General features: G+C 66.9%; 18 protein-coding genes. 9 read left to right on the forward strand and 9 right to left on the reverse strand.

Annotated features, from left to right (window positions below; genetic code table 11):
- Positions 1 to 683 precede the first annotated feature (683 nt).
- Both NK1_RS11140 and mftR read right to left on the reverse strand, forming a co-directional pair.
- Positions 684 to 950 (reverse strand): hypothetical protein, encoded by a 267-nt coding sequence (locus tag NK1_RS11140; protein ID WP_157104210.1) that lies wholly within the window; start codon positions 948 to 950, stop codon positions 684 to 686.
- Positions 951 to 1,092: 142 nt separating this feature from the next.
- Positions 1,093 to 1,740, reverse strand: coding sequence for a mycofactocin system transcriptional regulator MftR (gene mftR / locus NK1_RS11145; RefSeq protein WP_369689810.1), 648 nt, complete (start codon positions 1,738 to 1,740; stop codon positions 1,093 to 1,095).
- A 50-nt stretch (positions 1,741 to 1,790) separates the two neighbouring features.
- Between mftR and mftA the strand changes: the two genes are divergently transcribed.
- The 5 genes from mftA (at position 1,791) to NK1_RS11165 (ending at position 5,460) form a co-directional block, all read left to right on the forward strand.
- Complete coding sequence (mftA, locus tag NK1_RS33620) at positions 1,791 to 1,901, forward strand: mycofactocin precursor MftA (RefSeq protein WP_081879272.1); 111 nt, start codon at positions 1,791 to 1,793, stop codon at positions 1,899 to 1,901.
- A complete protein-coding gene (gene mftB, locus NK1_RS11150; protein WP_245660442.1) occupies positions 1,891 to 2,196 on the forward strand; it encodes a mycofactocin biosynthesis chaperone MftB in 306 nt (101 codons plus the stop codon). Before mftA ends, mftB begins: the two co-directional genes overlap by 11 nt.
- Complete coding sequence (gene mftC, locus NK1_RS11155) at positions 2,193 to 3,374, forward strand: mycofactocin radical SAM maturase (protein ID WP_063008436.1); 1,182 nt, start codon at positions 2,193 to 2,195, stop codon at positions 3,372 to 3,374. The genes mftB and mftC overlap by 4 nt, the downstream gene beginning before the upstream one ends.
- Before the next feature lie 128 nt (positions 3,375 to 3,502).
- Positions 3,503 to 4,675: a pre-mycofactocin synthase MftD gene (gene mftD, locus NK1_RS11160; protein WP_063008437.1), complete on the forward strand. Its 1,173-nt coding sequence runs from the start codon at positions 3,503 to 3,505 to the stop codon at positions 4,673 to 4,675.
- Positions 4,675 to 5,460 carry a mycofactocin-coupled SDR family oxidoreductase gene (locus NK1_RS11165; protein WP_063008438.1) on the forward strand — a complete coding sequence of 262 codons (786 nt, stop codon included), beginning with the start codon at positions 4,675 to 4,677 and terminating at the stop codon, positions 5,458 to 5,460. Before mftD ends, NK1_RS11165 begins: the two co-directional genes overlap by 1 nt.
- 320 nt (positions 5,461 to 5,780) lie before the next feature.
- Here NK1_RS11165 and NK1_RS11170 read toward each other — a convergent pair whose 3' ends face one another.
- Both NK1_RS11170 and NK1_RS11175 read right to left on the reverse strand, forming a co-directional pair.
- The gene (locus NK1_RS11170; RefSeq protein ID WP_063008439.1) at positions 5,781 to 6,698 is read right to left on the reverse strand and encodes an NAD-dependent epimerase/dehydratase family protein; all 918 of its coding nucleotides are present in this window, start codon (positions 6,696 to 6,698) and stop codon (positions 5,781 to 5,783) included.
- A gap of 15 nt (positions 6,699 to 6,713) precedes the next feature.
- A complete protein-coding gene (locus tag NK1_RS11175; protein ID WP_157104212.1) occupies positions 6,714 to 7,754 on the reverse strand; it encodes a transcriptional regulator in 1,041 nt (346 codons plus the stop codon).
- A gap of 601 nt (positions 7,755 to 8,355) precedes the next feature.
- Here NK1_RS11175 and NK1_RS11180 point away from each other — a divergent pair.
- Together NK1_RS11180 and NK1_RS11185 are read left to right on the forward strand one after the other, a co-directional pair.
- Complete coding sequence (locus NK1_RS11180) at positions 8,356 to 9,132, forward strand: NmrA family NAD(P)-binding protein (protein ID WP_369689811.1); 777 nt, start codon at positions 8,356 to 8,358, stop codon at positions 9,130 to 9,132.
- A 35-nt stretch (positions 9,133 to 9,167) separates the two neighbouring features.
- The gene (locus NK1_RS11185; RefSeq protein WP_063008501.1) at positions 9,168 to 10,130 is read left to right on the forward strand and encodes a DUF5996 family protein; all 963 of its coding nucleotides are present in this window, start codon (positions 9,168 to 9,170) and stop codon (positions 10,128 to 10,130) included.
- Between the two features lie 8 nt (positions 10,131 to 10,138).
- Here the strand turns inward: NK1_RS11185 and NK1_RS11190 are convergent, their stop codons facing one another.
- The 4 genes from NK1_RS11190 to NK1_RS11205 all read right to left on the reverse strand — a co-directional run bounded on the left by NK1_RS11190 (position 10,139) and on the right by NK1_RS11205 (position 13,287).
- Positions 10,139 to 11,194 (reverse strand): glycoside hydrolase family 183 protein, encoded by a 1,056-nt coding sequence (locus NK1_RS11190; RefSeq protein ID WP_063008441.1) that lies wholly within the window; start codon positions 11,192 to 11,194, stop codon positions 10,139 to 10,141.
- Between the two features lie 7 nt (positions 11,195 to 11,201).
- Complete coding sequence (locus NK1_RS11195) at positions 11,202 to 11,537, reverse strand: PQQ-binding-like beta-propeller repeat protein (protein ID WP_063008442.1); 336 nt, start codon at positions 11,535 to 11,537, stop codon at positions 11,202 to 11,204.
- 39 nt (positions 11,538 to 11,576) lie between these two features.
- On the reverse strand, positions 11,577 to 12,527 hold the full coding sequence (locus NK1_RS36195; RefSeq protein ID WP_369689812.1) for a hypothetical protein: 951 nt from the start codon (positions 12,525 to 12,527) through the stop codon (positions 11,577 to 11,579).
- 157 nt (positions 12,528 to 12,684) lie between these two features.
- On the reverse strand, positions 12,685 to 13,287 hold the full coding sequence (locus NK1_RS11205) for a DUF4232 domain-containing protein (protein ID WP_063008443.1): 603 nt from the start codon (positions 13,285 to 13,287) through the stop codon (positions 12,685 to 12,687).
- Between the two features lie 89 nt (positions 13,288 to 13,376).
- Between NK1_RS11205 and NK1_RS11210 the strand changes: the two genes are divergently transcribed.
- Positions 13,377 to 14,174 carry a hypothetical protein gene (locus NK1_RS11210; protein ID WP_063008502.1) on the forward strand — a complete coding sequence of 266 codons (798 nt, stop codon included), beginning with the start codon at positions 13,377 to 13,379 and terminating at the stop codon, positions 14,172 to 14,174.
- Between the two features lie 4 nt (positions 14,175 to 14,178).
- On the opposite strand, the gene NK1_RS11215 is transcribed toward NK1_RS11210, so the two are convergent.
- Positions 14,179 to 15,030 carry a SigB/SigF/SigG family RNA polymerase sigma factor gene (locus tag NK1_RS11215; RefSeq protein ID WP_063008444.1) on the reverse strand — a complete coding sequence of 284 codons (852 nt, stop codon included), beginning with the start codon at positions 15,028 to 15,030 and terminating at the stop codon, positions 14,179 to 14,181.
- 136 nt (positions 15,031 to 15,166) lie between these two features.
- Between NK1_RS11215 and NK1_RS11220 the strand changes: the two genes are divergently transcribed.
- Positions 15,167 to 16,144, forward strand: coding sequence for an adenylate/guanylate cyclase domain-containing protein (locus NK1_RS11220; RefSeq protein WP_063008503.1), 978 nt, complete (start codon positions 15,167 to 15,169; stop codon positions 16,142 to 16,144).
- Position 16,145: the final 1 nt, after the last annotated feature.

Raw genomic sequence — 16,145 nt, forward strand, 5'->3', positions numbered from 1 at the left:
AATTGCATTTGCAATTCCCCGAGCTGCCGGATCCCCGAATCGCCGGTTTTTCGAATCGACCCGGGCACCCGTAACTCATTTCGATCACACACTGTTCGACGCACACGAGGTCGCCCCAATCGGAACCGGGAACGAGCCACTGTCCGATTGAGGGTCTTATGCGGATCGTGTGCGTGCCCTGCGTAGCTGAGGACCCCCTCTCGCCGAGCTTGGCGAGCACTGCGCGACAACCGTTCGCCGCATTATCACGACGTGCCGCCGAACGTGCAGGCGGCCCGAAAGCGCCACTCGCACAAGGCATATAGAGGCCCTGTCGAATGGGTCGGAACTACGAGCGATTTGTCCGTATTAAAGTGGAAGGCGTAATGTCGAGCGGGTCGATCCCCCCGCCACGCCACGGTTTCGGAAGCGTGTGTCGGCATTGCATCCGACCCGGGGACACTGCCCCGGCGAGCATTGTTTCACCTCTCCGCACGACGACGCTGCGCGGAGTGACCTATTGCGGTCCACACTGTGCGGAAACCGTTGTACCACACCTAGCCGATACTACTGAACAGCGGCTTTGCTGTCCCGTACTCGCCGGGAAATCCGGCGAGCCCGAGCATAATCTTCCGATTCGACCGAGTGCGAGAAGGACACCGCGAAGCTTCGTCCGGCGAGTCCCATGCCGGTGAGCGGCGGATTCACGGGCCCAGGAATAGCCGTTCGTTCGGCAAGCGGTTCTCCGGAAGGCGGCCGTCGATGGTGTCGAGAATGAATTCGATCGTGCACCAACGCTTGCGCCGCCAGTCCCGGACGATATTGTCCACTGCCGCGGCGGCGGTCCGGTAATCGAACGCCGTTCCACCCAGCCAGATACGCATGTGCACATCGTTGTGCACCGCGCACTCTCCGCCGCCGGGCCTCAGCACGGTACCAGGACGGCCGAGGTCGCGCTGCCACAGCAGCACGGCTGCCGATTCTCTGCGTTCATCTTCGTCCCCGAGCGGTAGTGCCGGCCTGACTTCCCGTCCAGCCTTCCGTCCGCGCGGGTGATCGGCGACCGTAGAACTACGTACTTTTCCTACGCAGCGTGTTCCGCCGTGGCTGTCCCTAGGTGGTCGCCGGCTCGGCGCCGAATCCGGAACCCCAACTCCGCAGCGCGCGGTCGAGGATGTCGGTGAGCTCCTGGTCGGGGTGGTCGAGCCAGTGTTCGTATCCCGCGATCGCGACGCCGAGGGCACAGTAGCCCGCGACTTGGGCGGGCAGATCGTGCGTGCCGACACCCAGCCGGGCGGCCACGAATTCGGCGACCACGTTGCGCCACTCCTGATAGCGCAGCGTCGAATGCGCCTGCAGCGCGGGAACTTTCAGGATCAGCTCCATGCGCTTGCGATGCCACGGCACCTGAGCCGGGTCGAAGCGGTTGAACTCGACCACCACACTGCGGACCGCGTCGGCGACCGGCTGATCGGGCGGGCATCGATCGAACAGATCGCGCATCGCCTGTAGTTGTTCGCTGAAGTTGCCCCACACCACGTCGTTCTTCGAGTCGAAGTAGCGGAAGAACGTCCGCTTGCTGACCCCGACGGCGGCCGCGATGTCCTCGACCGTGGTGTCGTCGAATCCGCGCTGTTCGAACAGCTCGAATGCGACTCGCTCCAACTCGTCCGCACTGGTAGAGGGCCTGCGACCGGCCCTGGCACGCGGTGCGACAGGTTTTTCCGCCGTAACCCCTTCCATTTTGTCACTCGGTGCCATTATGCTGTGCCTCACACCCGTTACCCCGATCCCATCCCCTAGGAGCGGTCATGAACGAACCCATCACCAGCCAGACAGTAGTCCCCGCCGAGGACGCGCTCGTCGAAGACGACCTGCTCGTCGAGGATGTCTCGATCGATGGCATGTGCGGTGTCTACTGACGGCTTCGATCCGGCCGGCTCCTATCGGCTCGCGCCCTCGATCTCGCTGCGGCCCGAGCCGTTCGGAGCTCTCGTTTACGACTTCACCACCCGCCGTCTGTCGTTTCTGAAGACGAAGCAGCTGGTGGCGGTCGTGGAGGGACTGGCCGAGCACCCGTCCGCGGCCGCTGCCGTGGCGGCCGCGGGGGTCGCCGACGCCGAACATCCCCGCTATCTGAGCGCGCTCGCCGGTCTGCTCGAGGCGGGCACCATCACGCCGCGTCCCGCCGGCCCGGACGAACAGGATCACCGATGAAGCTGGTCGAACATTTCAAACACGGCCTCGATGCCCCGATCTGCCTGACCTGGGAACTCACCTACGCCTGCAATCTGGCGTGTGAGCACTGCCTGTCGTCGTCGGGCCGGCGCGACCCGCGCGAGTTGTCCACCGCCGAATGCAAGGCGTTCATCGACGACCTCGAACGCATGCAGGTCTTCTACGTCAACATCGGCGGCGGCGAACCCACCGTCCGCGGCGACTTCTGGGAACTGCTCGACTACGCGGTAGCCCACCATGTCGGAGTCAAGTTCTCCACCAACGGGATTCGGCTCACCCCCGAACGCGCCCGGCAGCTGGCCGCGACCGATTACGTCGACGTGCAGATCTCCATCGACGGCGCCACCGCCGAGGTCAACGACGCCGTGCGCGGGCCCGGATCCTTCGATACCGCGATGCGGGCCATGCAGAACCTGGCCGACGCCGGGTTCGAGAACTTCAAGATCTCGGTCGTGATGACCCGCCACAATGTGGATCAGCTCGACGAGTTCAAGGCCATCGCCGACCGGTTCGGCGCTCAGCTGCGCATCACCCGGCTGCGCCCGTCCGGACGCGGCGCCGACGTGTGGAACGAGCTGCATCCCACGACCGACCAGCAGTTGCAGATCTACGACTGGCTCGTCGCCCACGGCGAGGGCGTGCTCACCGGTGATTCGTTCTTCCACCTCAACGCACTGGGCTCCACCCCCATCGCCGGACTGAACCTGTGCGGGGCCGGACGGGTGGTGTGCCTGGTCGACCCGGTCGGCGACGTCTACGCCTGCCCGTTCGCCATCCACGACGAATTCCTCGCCGGCAACGTCCGCGACACCGGCGGATTCGACAGCGTCTGGCGCACCTCGGAACTGTTCGCGCGACTACGGCAACCGCAAACCGGCGGCGCCTGCACCTCGTGTTCGGCCTACGACGCCTGCCAGGGCGGATGTATGGCCGCGAAATTCTTCACCGGACTGCCCCTCGACGGGCCCGACCCCGAATGCGTGAAGGGCAACGCCGAACTCGCCCTCGCCGGAGTCGGCGCGAAACCCCAGCCGGACAAGAACCACTCCCGCAGCGCGCCGACCCGACGCTCGGTCGCCCTCGGCATACCGACCCGTGCCAGGACCACCGCACCCGACCGGGCGTGCGACACCAGCCCTCTCGCCGGGCTCACCTGACACCACCACCAACCACCCTCGACGCCCCCGGACCGCCCATCTGTCCCGCCACTGTCGGCCTCTCGGCTCGGCATTGCCCCCACGATGCGGCTCGCCGTATGGACTTCGACTGCAGCACAAGGATTCTCATGGCAAGCACCCGTGACTGGTTCGAATCGGTCGCCGAGGCACAGCGCCGCGCGAAGAAGCGCGTGCCGAAGGCGGTCTATCTGGCCCTGCTGGCCGGTTCCGAAGCCGGCGCCACTCTCGACGACAACGCCGCCGCCTTCACCGAACTCGGCCTGCGCCCCCACATCGCCGACCTGCCCGCCACCCGCGACCTGACCACCACCGTTCTCGGACAAGACATTTCGATGCCGGTCATCTGCTCCCCCACCGGTGTCCAGGCGGTCGACCCCGCCGGTGAGGTCGGCGTCGCACGCGGGGCGGCGATGTCGGGGACCGCACTCGGGTTGTCGTCGTTCGGGTCCAAGCCGATCGAGGAGGTCATCGCCGCCAACGACAAGACGTTCTTCCAAATCTATTGGCTCGGAAGCAAAGACGATATGGTCGCCCGCCTCGACCGCGCGCGTGAAGCCGGCGCCAAGGGCATCATCGTCACCCTCGACTGGGTCTTCGCCACCGCCCGCGACTGGGGCAGCCCCGCGCTCCCCGAACGCGTCGACCTGAAGACCGCCGTACGCTTCGCGCCCCAGGTCGTCACCAAACCCGGTTGGCTGTGGCGCTTCGCCCGCACCGGAAAACTCCCCGACCTCACCACCCCCAACCTCGTCCCGCGCGGCCAGCAGGGCCCGACCTTCTTCGGCGCCTACGGCGAATGGATGGGCACCCCGCCGGTCACCTGGGACGACCTGGCCTGGCTGCGGCAGCAATGGGACGGCCCCTTCCTCATCAAGGGCATAGGCCGCCCCGACGACGCCAAACGCGCCGTCGACATCGGCGCCACCGCGATCTCCGTGTCCAACCACGGCGGCAACAACCTCGACACCACCCCCGCCGCGATCCGCATGCTGCCCAGCGTCGTTCAGGCCGTCGGCGGACAGGTCGAGATCCTGCTCGACGGTGGCGTACGCCGCGGCAGCGACGTCGTCAAGGCACTCGCCCTCGGCGCGAACGCGGTCATGATCGGACGTCCCTACCTGTGGGGCATGGCCGCGGCCGGTGATCGCGGCGTTCACAACGTCCTCGAAGTCATCCGCCAGGGCATCGACTCCGCGCTCTACGGACTCGGCCACTCCTCCATCCACGACCTCACCCCCGACGACGTCATCGTCCCCGACGGCTTCACCCGGGGCATGTAGTGGCCTCCGCCCCGGTCGCCATCGTCACCGGTGCCGCCCGGGGCATCGGCGCCGCCACCGTCCACCGGCTCGCCGCCGCGGGCTGGCGCGTCGTGGCCGTCGACATCTGCCGCGACGACCCCGCCCTCGGCTATCCGCTCGGCACCCGAGATCAGCTCGCCGCGGTGGCCGCCGCGCACGCGGGGACGGTACTCGACGTCGAAGCGGACGTGCGCGATATCGAAAGTGTCAGCCGTGCAGTGGAACTCGCGATGGACCGGTTCGGCCGGCTCGACGCGGCCGTCGCCGCCGCGGCCGTGATGACCGGTGGCCGCCCGCTCTGGGAAACCAGCCACGCCGACTGGGCGCCGATGTTCGACATCGGCGTCCACGGCACCGCCAACCTCGCCCGGCTCGCCATCCCCGCCATGCTCGGCCGCCCCGAACCCAACGGCCGCTTCATCGCCCTCGCCTCCGCGGCCGCCCACCACGGCATGTGGCACCTCTCCGGTTACAACGCCGCCAAACACGCCGTCGTCGGCCTGATCAAAGGACTCGCCCACGACCTGCGCGGCACCGGCATCACCGCCACCGCCGTCTCCCCCGGCTCCACCCGCACCGCCCTGCTCACCGAAACCGCCCGCCTCTACCACCTTGACACCGTCGACGACTTCGCCTCCCACCAACTCCTCGACCGCATCCTCGAACCGGACGAGGTCGCCGCCACCATCGCCTGGCTGTGCACACCGGAATCCGCCGCCGTCACCGGAAGTGTGGTGCACGCCGACGGAGGATTCCTGGCGTGAGCGCCGGGTTCATCGAGTACGCGCACCCGGCAAACATGGCCCTTCGAGTTGTGGGCTATCGACCATTTGTCCGGCGGTCAGCAGACCACCCGGTGCTAGCACAGACAGCACCACACGATCCGACCTGTCCATTTGCGAGCTCCCCTTGCGTGTAATGCCGCTACGGCAGCACTGAATCGGACCTTATCGAGGCCGGAGAGAGGGCCGAAGCACCTGCCGCGGAACTCTTTCGCTGATCGCGAGATCCTCATAGACAAGGGTGATACGAAGACGAGCCGAGCAGTGTGACAATTCGTCACTCCGGGAGACGATGCCGCCTGTCACGGCACAGACGCTGCGGCTCCCGCAGCCCAGGCATCCCGGACGATCGTGCCGATATCGGAATTGCGCGGACGCCAATGCATTTCGGCGATGGCTTTGGAGGGATCACAGACCAGCGTCGCCGGTTCCGGTGCCGCCGGGCCATACTCCAGCGGAACCGGGCGGCCGGTAATCCGCTCGACGGCAGCGACTACGTCCATCACGCTGGTGCCGTGTCCGCTCCCGATGTTGTAGCGGACGACGGTTCCGGCCTCGGGGAGATGCTCGACACAGGCCACGAACGCGGCTGCCGCATCCTGTAGATGCAGGTAGTCGCGAACGGCCGAACCATCACCGTTGATCGCCAAGGGCCTGTGCCTCGCGGCTGCCGTCAGAGCTCGGGGAACCAGCCTGGTCGGATCCGGGTCGATTCCGCCCGCGACGTTCGATATCCGCGCAATCACCGCCGCGACTTCCCCACCGCCCGCGCGGGCCTCGATAGCGAGTTCAGCCGCACGTTTGCTCATCGCATACGGATGCGGCGGAGCGTCCGGAACTTCCTCGTTCATAGGTTGGCGTTCCGGCGCCCCGTAGATGGCACCGGTCGACGCGAAGACGATGCGGCTCACACCAGTCGCGTCCATTGCCTCCAGCAGAGCGATCGTTCCCCCGGTGTTCACGCGAACATACTGAAGAGCCTCCGCGAACGAATCCCGCGCCCGTGTCAGTCCCGCGAGATGGCAGACCACATCCACGTCGCGGATTGCCCTGCGGAGCGAGTCGATGTCGGCCAGATCGGCCCGGCGCATCTCCGTCGCCCCTGCGATTTCCGTCCCCTCGACGCGCACCATAGCCACCGGCTCGTGCCCGGCGGCACTCGAGGCCGCGACAACGGCCCGACCGACATAGCCATTCGCCCCGGTGACCAGTACGCGCACCAGGCCATCATGGCACTATGCCAGCAGTGTCGCCCTGTGCCGCCAGGTCAGGGCCACACACGCCGCTGCGGCTGCCGCGAGCGGTTCGTGGTTCAGCACGCGCCGAACATTCTCCGACGTCCAGCGGATCCCCAGAGTGCCATTCTCCGAGGGATACATCTCGCCCTCGGAATTTCGCGAGACCAACCCCTCGAACGCCGAGTCGAAAACGTCCGAGTCGATGACGACGGCGGTGAGGATTTCACCGGCCGGCGCCAAGGGGTCGAGGCCCACACCGAAACACCATGCCCGAACTTTTTCGGCCGCACGCGCCTCGGTCAGCGTACGAAGTGGCTCGATTTCGTAGTCGACCGGCGTGCCGCTGCTACCGTCATGTTCCGGCGTGTCCAGAAACTCCTCCGAAAATTCGCGAATGATGTTCCGCCACAGACTGAAATCACGTGACATGTTCACCTGACCGATCGCAGCCGGCTGGAACACCCCCGCAGGAATGATGTGTGTCAGTCCGGCGGCCAGCGTTACCGAATTCGAACCGCGACGATGGAGGAAGAAGGTGTCTCCCTCCGGCGCACGCCGGATGGTCAGGGTGTTGATACTCGGCAGGATCGGCCGACGCCCGGGATCGAACAGGTCGCCGACCCGGTTCCGGAAGGGGAGGTCCTCCAGTGTGATGCGAGAGGCTCCGCGATGCGCTGTCCATACGGCTGCGGTCTCGTGGGCGATGACCTCACACACGTCGACCATGTCGAAGTACGTCGTCGATCCTAACGCCATCCGGCCCCCGCACTCGTCGAACGACACGTCGAGCAGACGATAAGACGCCCGGTTCTCGAACAAAGTGGGGCGTGCGATCGCTCTGACCGCCTGGCTGTACCTCGTGTACCGGGACAGCCCATTCGGTCGCATCGGCCGATACGGCTCCGACTCCACCTCGGTGCCGTCGCACATCGGGGGCGGAGCGTCGTCGTCGAATTCGAGCCGGATCGAGTCGAGGTCGAGCGGCACCGGCGCCATCCAGTTCGGCCGAGTGATACAGGTGGTGCCCTCGATCGGCACCGAATCCCAGTACAGACGAGCGGCAGTCGCGGTCAGTTCGTGCCGATTCCGGTTCAAGGTTCGACGCACGAACCGCCAATCCGCCACCGTGTCGGCGAAGTCGACGGGTATGGACTGTGGGAGCTCCATGAGCCCGAAAGTCTCGGGAGGAAGATCCATCGCCTGAGCAAAGTGCCTCAGCTGCAGGACATCTCGGCAGTCCCGAGCACCGGTGAGGTACTTCGACACCAACGTCCGGTCCACGCCCAGTACGCGTTCCATTTTCTCGTGCTTGGTCAATCCGTGAGCCCGCATGTAGGCACGGATCACGTCGGGCAACGGTGAAACGTGGACGGAATTCGACGTACGAATGATTCCCCTCCGATCGACCCGCGGCGGCTCCCCGGCCACGATGCTACTCGGCGCCCGAACCGGGTCCGGCGCATCACCGCGAACGATCACCACTCTCGGTTGCGCTGACGTAGCCTGGCGGTACTTCTGACCACGTGATCGGATTGGAGTGCTGTGACACATCCTCCAGTACTGGTACTCGGAGCTACGGGGGGACAAGGCGGCGCTGTTGCCGACGCATTGCTCTCGCGCGGGGGGGGCGGTGCGCGCGATGGTGCGCGATCCGCAGGGTCGTGGGGCGCAGCGGCTCGGTGAGCGCGGCGCGGAACTCGTGAGCGGGTCGCTGGACGATCGGGCCGCGCTCGCGGCCGCGATGACGAATGTCGTGGGCGTGTTCGCACTGACCACACCGTTCGAGGCGGGTGTCGATGCGGAGGTCCGGCAGGGGCGGGCGATCATCGGGGCGGCCGGCGATGCGGGGGTGCCGCATCTGGTGTTCAGTTCCGTGGCGTCGACGGATCAGAACACGATGGTTCCGCATTTCGAGAGCAAAGCGGTGATCGAGCAGGAACTCACAGCCAGTGGTCTGCCGGCGACCGTCGTCGCACCGACGTATTTCTTCGACAACGCGCTCGGTGGCCGCCGGGAGTTGCTCGACGGTGTGCTGGAATTACCGATACCTTCGGATCGCCCGCTACAGCAGCTCGCGCGAGAAGATCTCGGGCAGTTCGTCGCCCATGTCCTGCGAGAGCCGGACCGCTATCTCGGCGAGCGCGTCGAACTGGCCGGCGACGCCCCCACACCCGCCGATATGGCCGCCGCCATCGGTGACGCGCTGGACCGGCCCGTCGTGCATCGGCAGACGTCGCTCGACGCCATCGGCAATCCGGATATGCACGCCATGTGGGCATTCCTCAACGCCGGCGGCTACCGCGTCGACATAGAGGCACTGCATCGCGCGACGCCCGAGATCGAGTGGACGTCGTTTCGTGACTGGGCGCTACGGACCCTTCCCGCGTTGACGGCGGAATCTCCTCGCAATCCGTGACTCGCATCGACATCGACAACGAAGGGACCACCGATATGCCGGAGACGAATTCCACCGCGTGGCCGCGGTTGCGAGTCGCGGAGTGGGCGGATACTCGGGAGACCCTGCATATGTGGATGCAGGTGGTGGGGAAGGTTCGGCTGGCGCATGCTCCGTTGTTGAATCACTGGTGGCAGGTCACGCTTTTCGTGAGTCCGCGGGGGTTGGCGACGCCGGCGATTCCCTATGGTGATCGGTTGTTCGATATCGAATTCGACTTTTTCGCGCATCGGCTGGTGATCCGCGCCGACACCGGCGACAGTCGCAATGTGGAGCTCGCGCCGAAATCGGTGGCGCAGTTCTACGCCGAAACTATGCGGGCGCTCGACGAGCTGGGGTTGCCCACGCGGATTCAGGGACGCCCCAACGAGGTCGATCCGTCCATTCCGTTCGCCGAGGACACTCGCCACGCGTCCTACGATCCGGAAGCCGCGCAGACGTTCTGGCGGCAGCTCGTGCACGCGAATCGCGCACTCGACGAGTTCCGGTCGGGGTATATCGGGAAGGCCAGTCCGGTGCATTTCTTCTGGGGCGCCATGGATCTGGCCTACACCCGTTTTTCCGGGCGGACGGCGCCGGAACACGGCGGCGGTGCGCCGCACTGCGCCGACTGGGTCATGGTGGAGGGTTACTCCCGTGAACTCAGCAGTTGCGGATTCTGGCCCGGCGGCGGGGAGGAGGGCGCGTTCTACGCCTACGCCTATCCCGAACCGGAGGGGTATCGCGAGCGGCAACTCGGGGTACCGGGCGCACACTACGACGCCGCGCTGGGAGAATTCGTTCTACCGTACGAGACGGTGCGGGCAGCCGATGATCCGAACGCTTCGGTGGCCGCTTTTCTGCACGAAACATACGCGGCCGCAGCGGAATTGGGCCGGTGGGATCGCGGCGAGCTCGAATGCGATCCGCATCGGTGGGCCGAGAAGCGCGCGGCGGCGCCCTGGTCGTCGCCGCGCTGACCCGGCGGCTACGGCGTGATGCCGTCGAACTGCATCACCCAGTACGGGCTGTTCGTGGTCGTATTCCATTGGGAGACATAGAGCGTGATGTCCGTGGCTGAGCTCGACCGGGGGTGGATGAAGCCGCCGTAGAGTTGTGGGAAGGTGCGGACCCAGAACTGCCACCACGGTGCCGAGGCGACGATCTGCCGCTTCGGCGCCGTCCAGACGCGGTCGATGGCCGGTGCGGTGCGGGTGGCGATGCAGGCGCCGGCGACGTCGAAATAGGACATGACCCATGTCCCGGCGATGTTCTTCACGCTCACCTCGCCGATCGGCCCCATCCCGCCGAACAGTGGCGTCGGGGTGGGATTGCCCCACCGCCAGGCCGAACCGTCGTAACCCCAGTACTCGTACTCGGCGCGGACGGCGATCTGCTGCCACGGCACGCGCATCAGGATCGGACCGTTGCGATTGTGGCTGCGTCCCCACTCCTTCGAGACGATATAGAGATAGCCGTCGCCGTTGTTGTTCCCGATGCCGGCGAAGGACTGCATCATGAACGGACTCCAGCCGCCGTAGCCGTCACTGCCGTCGTTGGGCCAGACCGCCGCGTAGTCGGTCCAGGTGGCGCCGTCGTCGTCGGAGTAGGCCAGCCCGCAGAACAGCGCACCGTAGCGATCGTCGGAGACGCCCCAGTCGTGAACACTGGTGTAGGTCAGCCACGTTCGCCCGTTCGGATCGACGAACGCGTCGTTGGGAATCCGGCTGACCTCGAACCCGTAACCGTTGTCGGCATTGTGCGTGTAGGTGAGGGCCTGTCGCGCCGGCCCGCCACCGGGGGTCGCGGAGAAGGTGGTGGTCGCGTCCGGGAGGTCGGAGCTGAACAGCAGCACGGGCGAGCCGAGCCACGTGCCCGACCCCTGACTGTCACCGGTGAACGTGTCACCGAAGACGAAACCCGACCGGCCCGGCGCGAAATGTTCTCGGTCGTAAGGGATTCCGAGATCCGTGCCACCTACTCCGAATTGTCTCGCCGTACTTCCGGCGAACCCGGTGAGCGGCGTCCCCCAGTGCGTCGCCATCGCCGGCTCATGCCGGGGCGGCGAGGACGAATCGCGTCCATGCCGCGGCTCGGTTGGCGTTGTCGGTGCACACCTTCCCGGTGGTGAGGTCGATGGCGTACACGCAGCCGTCGGGGACCCCGCCGTTGAAGGTGGCGAACCAGGCCGTCGGCCCGGCTTGCGGTGTGGCACAGGCTGCCACGTCGGCGAAAGCCCCTTCCGGGAACGTGATCTCGGCGGCCGTGGCGGTGGTGAGGGCGGCCAGGGTGCCGCCCTCGGCGGCGGCCGTCGCCGCCGCCCGGACCTGCGGCACGCAGTCGGTGATCACGAAGAAGCGGCCGTTCGTACTGGCGATTGTCGGCATGCGAATACTCCGTCGGGGGGCTTTACGGGGTGGGGGGCTTTACGGGTTGGGAGGCTGGAAGCCGGCGATATCGAGTTTCTGCCCGATGGCCGCGATGGCGTCGACCAGGGACCAGCCGCCCAGCTGCGGCCAGCCGGCGCCCTGCAGTCCGCGCATCTGGATCCACTCGTCGCGGATGCGGCCGTCGGAGTCACGCGGCAATGGCACCTGGGTGGGCCCCGGCGGCGCCGCGAAACCAGGCAGACCGAGGGTCTGTCCCACACTGGCGACACCGTCGACGAGCGTGTGGCCGGCCAGTTGCGGCCAGCCGTTCCCGCCGATGCCCATGAACTGAATCCACATGTCGGTCACCGGATCCGTGGCCACCGTGCCGACCCCGACCTGATTGGCGAAATCCTCCGGTGAGAACCCGTCGGCGGAGTTCATATCGCAGTTGCCGAAGGGCGAGGCGCCCTCGGGCAGGCCGCCGCCGTAACCCTGGCCGTCGGTGTACTGGTGCGCGATCTGGCCGGGCAGGTTCGGATTTCTGCCGTAACCGGCGCCGATCATGTTCAGGCCGTCCGGGCGCACCGGCCACATACTGTCGAAATCCGGGCGGTTGGCGTAGCCGATGACCCGCCGGGTCGAACCCAGCCAATCGGCCAGCCGCCAGTACGCGCGGTTGATGCCGTCCGATTGATCGCCACCGGGATTGCCGCCCGATTCCACATCGATCATCGTGATCATCTTCGGATGCGGACCGCCCGCCTGACCGACCATGCTCCGGTGGGTGTCGACGGTATCGAGCCAGTTCGGCCGCCAGTAGAAGTAGACGATGAAGCAGGCGATGCGTCCGGAATCGGCGGCCCGGGCCGCCCACGAATAGTTCGAATAGAAGTTGTGGTCCTGATAGGTCCCGTCGTTGGAACGGAACGAGAAGAGCTGATACGGATACGAGTCGTCGACCGGCACTTGGAACTCGGACACGTCGGCGAAAAGGGAATCGACCATATTCCCCTCCAAGAGTCGACCGGTCCTCGGCAGGACCGGGTTTCGAGTGGGTGGCTATCTCATTGTCCGAGGCTACGCCTGTCTCGTCATCGATAGTGCGGTTCTCGTGACCGCGTCGTAATCGACGGTCCCCCAACGAAACCCGTCGAAGATCGAATTACCGCCCCTCGGCGCCCGGCACGAGGGCGCGGACCCGCAGCTGGTGCGTAGTCATTTGTCCGTTACCGCACGCCGTCGCCGCACGGTCGAGATACAGCGATGCGGTGTTGTCGGGCGGGTAGATTCGCAGTCCCGGCACGTCGACGGGCCCGCACTGGTCGGCCGGAATGTTGTGCACGTCGACCGCGAACACCAGCGCCGAAGCCTGGCCGCCGGGTGCCAGCTGAACCGGTCCGGACGCACTCCCGTCGCGGGCGGCCGGGGCGCCGACGGGCGAGCTGTCGGGGCCGGCGGCATAGGAGACACCCGGGAAACCCTCCAGGACGCACGAGCCGGAACCGTTGTTGGTGAACACGATCGGAAATGCGACAGTTCCGGCGGCGGCGGTCGAGGGGCCCAGCGCGGCCGCGAGATCGGATGTCCGGCATTGTGGCGCAACGGCATTCGCAGCACGGGTGGGCGGGGTACCATCGTACGAAGGTACCGAACCCACGTGCAGGGCCGGGGCCGCGCTCGTATTCGGAGTGTCCGGCGCCGACTGGTCCGATCCGCAGCCCGCGACGGTCACAGCCGCGGCCGCGGTGAGCGACCACCACGCCATCCGCCTTCTTTTCACAACTCCCGACCGTACTCGGTTCGGGGCCGACCGTGGAAGATCCGTCGAAGTTCGTCGCGGGCAAGGAGAACCCGATGATCGACATCATCACGTTGCGTGGAACCGGAGAGCCGCGGAACGCGGACGGCAGCCCTGCGGGGATGCTGGCCGCGGTCACCGATCTGCTCTCGACCGACAGCTTCAGCTTCTTCGAACCCGACTGGCCCGCCTCCGTCGGGCCGGATCCGAATCTGTGGGGCCCGTCGCTGGACACCTCGGTCCGGCTGGGCACCGCCGCGGGCGTCGAGGCGATCCAGCAGTCGCCGAATGTCTGTGCGCTGCTGAGTTATTCGCTCGGCGGCATCTGCGCGAGCCGAATCCTCGAGGGGGTGGCCCGGGGGGAGTACACCAACACCGACGGCAGCCCCCTCGAGATCGCCTTCGCCGTCTTCATCGCCAACCCACTGCGCAAGGCCGGCGATTCGGTGAACAACCTGTGCCCGCCCCCGACATTCGGCCTGCACGGCCAGCACGGCGCCTGGCCCGCGGCGGTCGCGACACGGGAGTACGCGAACCCGGGCGACATCATCACCGCCTCCCCGGCCGACTCGCCGCTGCGCATCATCGACGTGGGAATCTCACCGTTCTCGTTCGTCGAGGGGGCCCGCTTCGGCAACGCGACTTATCTCATCTTCGCGCAGCTGTTGCAGTTCCTGATGTCGAATCCGGTGGCCAACCTGCAACGCTTCGCCACCGCCGTCAACGGTGTGATCGGTTATCTCACCCCGTATCCCGACGGTCAGCACGTGCTGTACCCGGCACACGACATGCCGGGCACCGGTGTCACCTGGACCACGGCCGCGGCCGAGTGGATCACGGCGAATTTCGCGTAGGAGGTCACGCCACCGCGCGCAGGTGCCGGGGGCGCGCGGGTTCGGCGAGAGCCTGTTCGCGCAGCCCCGAGAGCACCCGGCTGAGAATCCGCGAGACCTGCATCTGCGAGATGCCGTGCAGCGCAGCGATCTCGGACTGGGTCTTGCTCTCGTAGAAACGCTGGATCAAGATCTTGCGTTCCTGCTCGGGCAGGGCCTCGATCAGCGGCTTCACCGTGATCGCGTCCTCGGTGAACTCGTAGCGCGGTTCGTCGACCGCCAGCCGGGCCCCCAGCGGCGTCGGGCTGTCGCTCTCGGCGGACTGGGTTTCGTCGAGCGAGTCGCACAGGTAGCTGTTGGCCGCCACGGTCGCCTGCACGACCTCCTCGACCGGGACGTCGAGAGCGCGGGCGAGCTCATGACTGCTGGGCTCGCGACCGAGTTGCTGGGACAGCACCAGGCTCTGCTGGGAGATGCGGGCGCGCAGCTCCTTCATCCGGCGCGGCACCTTCACCGCCCATCCGCTGTCACGGAAATACCGCCGCACCTCCCCCATGATCGTCGGCACGGCGAAGCCCAGGAACGGTGCGCCCCGGGACACGTCGTACCGGTCCACCGACAGCACCAGCGCGAGGTTCGCGACCTGCTGCAGATCCTCCCGCGACTGGCCGCGGCCCTCGTACCGGCGGGCGATGTGGGCGGCCAGCGGCATGCAGTCGGCGATGATCTGCTCCCGCAGCCGGGCGCGGCGCGGGTCGGTGGCCTCCAGTTCGGCCAGCGCACGGAAGGAATCTTCGATCCCGTCATAGGAATTGCGGCCACCGTCGTCGCGAGCGGTAGCGGACCGGGTCGAGGCAGCAGTGGTATCGGTGCTCATGATCGTCTCCGCAGCTTCCGTATGAACCATGCCGCCCTGGGTATCCGCGACTCGCAGGCTCAAACAAGAAATTCCGGCCGAATCCGTCGCGGGCGACGGCGGTGGCATCCGTGCCGCGATGTGCTGTACTTGCCGGGTGAGCGAGTCTGGTGAGTCGACCGACGTGGTCGACGCGGTGGTCGAAACAACTCTTCTCGGTGGTCCCCGCCGCTACACCCGCGCTCAGGTGGCCGAGCTGTCCGGTGTCTCGGTCGACAGCGCCCGCAAACTGTGGATCGCCTTGGGCTTCCCGGCCGCGGCGAGCGACGACGAGGCGGCGTTCACCGACGCCGACGTCGCCGCGGTCCGCACCTTCTGCGCACTGGGCCCGGCCTCGAATGTCAACGAGCAGAATCAGATTGCCGCCGCCCGCACCCTCGGACAGTCGATGGCGCGACTGGCCGAATGGCAGGCGGATCTGATCACCCGCGAACTCGGCGCCGGCACCGATGCCGAGGCCACCGCCCACGCCATCGAGGTGCTCACCGATCTGCAGCAGTACGCGTGGCGGCGGCATCTGGCCGCGGCGCTGAGCCGATCCCTCGAATCCGACGGCGCCGAACGGCAATTACTCGTCGGATTCGCCGATATGGCCGGTTACACCCGGCTGTCGCGGCACCTGGACCCCGACGAGCTGACCGATCTGCTGGAGGCGTTCGAAACCGCCACCACCGAGGCGATCACCGCCCAGGGCGGCTGGGTGATCAAGAACGTGGGCGACGAAGTGATGTTCGCCGTCGACGATCCGCACCGGGGCGCGCGCATCGCGCTGGACCTGCACGTGGCGATCGGCCGGGCGGCACAGACGATTTCGGAGATGCCCCAGATCCGGGTGGGCCTGGCCTACGGGCCGGTGCTGACCCGCTTCGGCGATCTCTACGGCACCGTGGTCAACACCGCCGCCCGGCTGACCGGCGTCGCCCGTCCCGGAACGGTGCTCGTGGACGACGGCGCGGCCGCGGCCCTGGCCGGCGACACCGAATTCTCCCTGCGGCACCTACGCAGCGTGCGTGTCAAGGGATTCTCCCGCCTGCGTTCGCACGTGCTGCGGGAGCGGCAGCGCAGACAGCGCTGAT

It is taken from the genome of Nocardia kruczakiae NBRC 101016 (assembly GCF_001612965.1).
Lineage (GTDB): Bacteria > Actinomycetota > Actinomycetes > Mycobacteriales > Mycobacteriaceae > Nocardia > Nocardia kruczakiae.

Excerpts from the sequence above, each read along its gene's own strand:
- mftR (WP_369689810.1), bottom strand. The coding sequence starts at position 1,740 with ATGGCACCGAGTGACAAAATGGAAGGGGTTACGGCGGAAAAACCTGTC.
- mftA (WP_081879272.1), top strand. The coding sequence starts at position 1,791 with ATGAACGAACCCATCACCAGCCAGACAGTAGTCCCCGCCGAGGACGCG.
- mftC (WP_063008436.1), top strand. The coding sequence starts at position 2,193 with ATGAAGCTGGTCGAACATTTCAAACACGGCCTCGATGCCCCGATCTGC.
- mftD (WP_063008437.1), top strand. The coding sequence starts at position 3,503 with ATGGCAAGCACCCGTGACTGGTTCGAATCGGTCGCCGAGGCACAGCGC.
- NK1_RS11180 (WP_369689811.1), top strand. The coding sequence starts at position 8,356 with ATGGTGCGCGATCCGCAGGGTCGTGGGGCGCAGCGGCTCGGTGAGCGC.
- NK1_RS11185 (WP_063008501.1), top strand. The coding sequence starts at position 9,168 with ATGCCGGAGACGAATTCCACCGCGTGGCCGCGGTTGCGAGTCGCGGAG.
- NK1_RS11190 (WP_063008441.1), bottom strand. The coding sequence starts at position 11,194 with ATGGCGACGCACTGGGGGACGCCGCTCACCGGGTTCGCCGGAAGTACG.
- NK1_RS11195 (WP_063008442.1), bottom strand. The coding sequence starts at position 11,537 with ATGCCGACAATCGCCAGTACGAACGGCCGCTTCTTCGTGATCACCGAC.
- NK1_RS36195 (WP_369689812.1), bottom strand. The coding sequence starts at position 12,527 with ATGGTCGATTCCCTTTTCGCCGACGTGTCCGAGTTCCAAGTGCCGGTC.
- NK1_RS11205 (WP_063008443.1), bottom strand. The coding sequence starts at position 13,287 with ATGGCGTGGTGGTCGCTCACCGCGGCCGCGGCTGTGACCGTCGCGGGC.
- NK1_RS11210 (WP_063008502.1), top strand. The coding sequence starts at position 13,377 with ATGATCGACATCATCACGTTGCGTGGAACCGGAGAGCCGCGGAACGCG.
- NK1_RS11215 (WP_063008444.1), bottom strand. The coding sequence starts at position 15,030 with ATGAGCACCGATACCACTGCTGCCTCGACCCGGTCCGCTACCGCTCGC.